A 4,181-nucleotide genomic window follows, 5' to 3' on the forward strand; every position below is an offset into this window, starting at 1 on the left:
TCAAGGTGCTGATCCTCTCGAAAGGGATCCACCCGCCTCCCGGGCTCGCCGGGCTCCGCGACCCGTTCCGCGAGGGCTTGGACTGACCCCTCGCCGGGCGTCGCGCCGGGGGACGGCGATGGGCCTCCGCCCCGCCCGTGGCGTGCCCCGGCCCCCGCCGGTATATTCGATCGCGGTCGAGGCGATGATCCACATCGAGAAATCTCCGGGTCCTCGAGACGGGACGACCTCACGGCGATCCGCCGCGCGGTGGACGTGTCGCGGGTCGCGCGTGCTCGTCGGCGGAATGGCGCTCGCGGCGGCGGGGCTCGCCGCGTGCACGACGGGCGGACGCGTCAACGGCCGCGCCGAAGGCCGGGCACCCCGGGTCGGGCGCGACCCCGTCCCGGCGGTGCACCTGATCGAGAACCACTCCTCCGCGCTTCTCCTGTGGCGTCGCGCCGGGGTCCGGAACCGGATCCTCGTCCACCTCGACGGCCACGCGGATCTCGACTGGCTCCCCGACGAGACGATCGCGCGCATCGCCGCCGCGAGCCCGGACGAGCTGTCGGGCCTCGAGCGGCATCCCTACGCGACGGACGGCAAGACGCTCCGCGGCTACGGGGTCGGGAACTGGATTTACCCCGCGGCGCGCCTGGGGATGGTGAGGCACCTCGTCTGGGTGGTCCCGGATGGGACGCTCCCGAACCGTGACGCGGCGATCGAGCTGACGCGCGAGACGCTGTTGACGAAGATCCAGATGGTGACCGTGGAGGAGGCCCGCTCGTTGAGCGTGGACGGCCGGGTGATCCACGGGGTCCTCCTCGGACTCCCGGTCACCGTCTGCGAGCTGCGGGACCTCGAAGCCATCCGGGAGCCGGTGCTCCTCGACATGGACCTCGACTACTTCGTGACCCGGTCCGCGCTGACCTCCGAGACCTCGGAGACCCCGCGGATCGGCCCCGAAGCGGTGCTCGAGGCGCTCGCGTTTCGCGGGCTGCGCGCGGATTTCGCCACGCTCTCCCTTTCGACCCTGGGGGGCTTTCTTCCGCCGGAGTGCCGGTGGCTCGGGCGCGCTCTGCAACGCATGCTGGTCGCGCCCGGACGGACGGCGACGGGCGCGGAAGGCGAGCGCCGCGCCGCGGAGGAGGAGCTGGCCTCGGGACGCGGCGATCGCGCGGCCACGATCCTGCGCCGCCTGGTGGGGCAGGACGGCGAGGATCCCACGCTCTGGTACTCCCTGGCCACCGCGCTCGGCGTGATCGGGCGCGACGCAGAGGCCGCGGAGGCCCGGGCGCGAGCGGTCGCCCTCGATCCCGTGCTTGCTCACGACGAGCTGTACCGCGCCGATCGGTGCTGGACCGGCCGCCGCTACGCGGACGGCGTCGCGGGGTACCGGCGCTACCTCCGGCACGCTCCCTCGAGCCCCTTCGCGGCGTATGCCCGACGCCGCGAGGCGGACTGCCTCATGCGGCTCGCGCGCGACGACGAGGCGATCGCGGCGTTCCGCGCCGCGCTCCGGGCGGCGCCCGACGACGGCGACAGCCACTTCGAGCTCGGCGCGCTGCTGACGAGCCGCGGGCGGATCGACGAGGCGACGCGGGAGCTCGAGACGGCGCGCAGGCTCCTTCCGGATCGCGCGAGCTGCGCCCTCGCGCTGGGGACGGCGTACGCGATCGCGGGACGGGCCGACGAAGCGATGCCGCAGCTCGAGTTCGCGGTGGATCGCCAGCCGTGCCTCGGCCGTGCCCGCAGCAGCCTCGCCGCCCTTCTCTACCGGCTCGGGCGCTACGACGAGGCCGCCGCCCACCTCGAGGTCGCGATGGAGCTCCGGCCCTCGCCCGATCCGCCGACGCGCGAGCTCGCGGCCGCCCTCACGCGCCGCGGCGTCCCGCTCGTCCGCGTCTCCGCCCGTCCCTGACCCCCTCGGGACGGGCGAGCGCGGAGCCGCGCTATACTGCGCGCGATGACGACGCCCCGAGAAACCACCCCCGAGGCCATCGAGGCGGCGTTCCAGGCGCGCGGGTTCATCTGCACCGGCGAGGTCGCGACGACGCTGTTCCTCGCCGAGACGCTCGGCAAGCCTCTCCTCCTCGAAGGTCCGCCGGGGGTCGGGAAGACCGAGATCGCCAAGCTCTGGGCGGACTTCCACGGGAGCGACCTGACGCGGCTCCAGTGCTACGAGGGGCTCGACGAGGCCAAGGCGCTCTACGAGTGGTCGTACGGGAAGCAGATGCTCTACGCGCAGCTGCTCCGCGACAAGACGGGCGAGATCCTCTCCGGCGCCGCGGACCTCCGCTCGGCGATGGCGATGCTCCGCGACGAGGCGGACGGGTTCTTCTCGAGGGACTTCCTGCTTCCCCGGCCGCTCCTCGCCGCGATCACCTCGGAGCGGCCGGTGGTCCTGCTGGTGGACGAGGTGGATCGCTCGGACGAGGAGTTCGAGGCGTTCCTCCTCGAGGTGCTGTCGGACTACCAGGTCTCGATACCGGAGCTGGGGACGATTCACGCGCGCCACCGTCCGCGCGTCGTGCTGACCAGCAACGATACCCGGGACCTGTCCGACGCTCTGAGGCGGAGATGCCTCTACCTCTACGTGGACTACCCGTCCTTCGAGGACGAGATCCGGATCGTGGAGAGTCGGGTGCCCGGCCTCTCCGTGGCGCTCACCGAGCGCCTCGTGCGCTTCGCCCAGTCGCTCCGAAAGGCCGACCTCAAGAAGGCGCCCGCGATCGCCGAGGTCGTGGACTGGGCCCTGGCCCTGGTCGCGGTCGGCGCCGACGGCTTGTCCGCGAGCGTCCTGCGCCGCACCCTCGGCGTCCTCCTGAAGAACCGCGAGGACGTGGAGCGGGTGCTCCTCGACCCCTCACGCTTCCGACCATGATCCCGGCGGTGGCGCGATTCGTCGATGCGCTCCGCGAGGAGGGGTTGCCCGTCTCTCCGGCGGAGTTGCTGGATGCCGTCCGGGCGGTCGACGCCGTCGGCCTCGAGGATCGGGCCCGCTTTCGCGCGGCCCTCCGCTCGACCCTCGCCAAGGGGCGCGCGCACCTCGAGAGATTCGACCGGCTGTTCGACCGCTTCTTCGCGGCGCCCGCCCGGGGGAGCGGGCGGCGCGGCGAGAGGGCCGGCAGGGGCGGAGTCCCCGGCGCCGCGAGCGTCGGGGAGCGGGGAGCATCGACGCGTCCCCGTCCCCGGGAGGAGCCGAGGCGCGGCACGCCGTTCCGGCGGGAACGCGAGAGGGAGGGGAAGGCCGCGGAACAGGAGGAGCGGCGGGAGCGCGTCCGCCGGTCGATCCAGCGTCTTCGGGAGGGGGACTCGCGACGGGAGGGCCGCCTGAGGCGCGTCAGCGCCGAGCGCGAGACCGGGGCCAGGACCCGGGGTGCCGTGGAGCGGGATCCCGTGATGCGGGACCTGACCCGGCCGATGACCAGCGACGAGGAGCGGCGCCTCGCACGGGAGCTGCCCAGGCTCGTCCGAGAGATCCGGCTCCGGACCGGGAGGCGCCTCAGGAAGGCGAAGCGCGGCGCCCTCTTCCCGAGGCGCCTGTTCCGTGAGAACCTCTCGAGCGGCGGCGTCCCGTTCGTGCTGCCGTTTCGGCGCCGGCGCCCGCGCCGGCCCCGGGTGGTCCTGCTGGTCGACGTCTCCTACTCCACCGCCCGTGCCGCGGGCTACTTCCTCGCGATCGCCACGGAGTTCGTGAAGACCGGGCGCGACGCCCGGATCCTGGCGTTCGTGGACCGGCCGGTGGACGCGACGCGAGCGGTGGCCGCGTGGGCGAGAAGAGGGCGGCGTCCAGCTCCTTTGGATTCCGGCGTCCTCGGGGTCGCGCCGCACGCCCCGAGGCCCGCGCTCAGGGGGCGGCGACGCGGCGAGGGGATCGAGCGCGGCGGCCTCTCGTTCGCGGATCTCATCGAATCGTTGCCCGGGCTGAACCTCGAGGCGCCCAGCGATTACGGCCGAGCGTTCCACGCGCTCCTCCATTCGCATCTCCGCCCCGGCGGGCGCGACAGCGTGCTGGTCGTGCTCGGCGACGCGCGGACGAACCGCTTCGACCCGCTGCCCTGGGCCGTCGAGGAGATCTCCCGCCGCGCGAGGGCGGTGCTGTGGCTCGTTCCCGAGCCCCGGAGCCGGTGGGGCACCGCGGACTCGGCCCTCGCGGACTACCTCCCGCACGCGGACGCGGTCGTCGAGGCGCGCGATCT

At 73.7% G+C, this 4,181-nt stretch carries 3 protein-coding genes; all 3 read left to right on the forward strand.

Going from position 1 to position 4,181, the window contains the following annotated elements; translation table 11 throughout:
• Positions 1-271: 271 nt before the first annotated feature.
• A complete protein-coding gene (locus LAO51_20080; protein ID MBZ5641045.1) occupies positions 272-1,900 on the forward strand; it encodes a tetratricopeptide repeat protein in 1,629 nt (542 codons plus the stop codon).
• 45 nt (positions 1,901-1,945) lie between these two features.
• Positions 1,946-2,863, forward strand: a complete 918-nt coding sequence (locus tag LAO51_20085) for a MoxR family ATPase (protein ID MBZ5641046.1) — start codon at positions 1,946-1,948, stop codon at positions 2,861-2,863.
• Between the two features lie 797 nt (positions 2,864-3,660).
• The coding region (locus tag LAO51_20090; protein ID MBZ5641047.1) for a VWA domain-containing protein at positions 3,661-4,181 on the forward strand (521 nt) is incomplete at its 3' end.

Source organism: Terriglobia bacterium (assembly GCA_020073205.1).
In the GTDB taxonomy this organism is placed as follows: domain Bacteria; phylum Acidobacteriota; class Polarisedimenticolia; order Polarisedimenticolales; family JAIQFR01; genus JAIQFR01.